The 461-nt window shown below is 51.8% G+C and carries 1 tRNA gene and 1 rRNA gene; both read left to right on the top strand.

Going from position 1 to position 461, the window contains the following annotated elements:
• The first annotated feature begins 114 nt into the window (after positions 1-114).
• Positions 115-231 (top strand): 5S ribosomal RNA (gene rrf / locus BCV73_RS34665).
• 45 nt (positions 232-276) lie between these two features.
• Positions 277-353, top strand: a tRNA-Ile gene (locus BCV73_RS34660).
• The last annotated feature ends 108 nt before the right edge of the window (positions 354-461 follow it).

Below are 461 nucleotides of genomic sequence, written 5' to 3'. Positions count from 1 at the left end.
TTTCTATGGAGAATCGCTTCCTGCAACGGAAGCATTCAAATACAAATCTAGCCAGGTCGGCTAGTTACTCACTCGTTGCTCAGTTTTGAGAGAGCAAACCTCTTTCAAAACGCGTTTGGTGGCGATAGCGGAGGGGTTCCACGCGTACCCATCCCGAACACGACCGTTAAGCCCTCCAGCGCCGATGGTACTTGGACCGAAGGGTCCTGGGAGAGTAGGACGTTGCCAAGCGCAAACCCTTATGGGTTTCAAATGAATAATTCCCATACACGATATGGGCCCTTAGCTCAGTTGGTTAGAGCGCACCCCTGATAAGGGTGAGGTCGGTGGTTCGAGTCCACTAGGGCCCACCATATAAACTTCATTCAAGTGTAAATCACTTATTGGGGTTATTTATGGGGCTATAGCTCAGCTGGGAGAGCGCCTGCCTTGCAAGCAGGAGGTCAGCGGTTCGATCCCGC

This window comes from Paenibacillus sp. SSG-1, from assembly GCF_002224835.1.
GTDB classification, from domain to species: Bacteria; Bacillota; Bacilli; order Paenibacillales; family Paenibacillaceae; genus Paenibacillus_AQ; species Paenibacillus_AQ favisporus.
The sequence above is the reverse complement of the archived record's forward strand: the minus strand, read 5'-3'. Positions and strand labels throughout refer to the sequence as shown.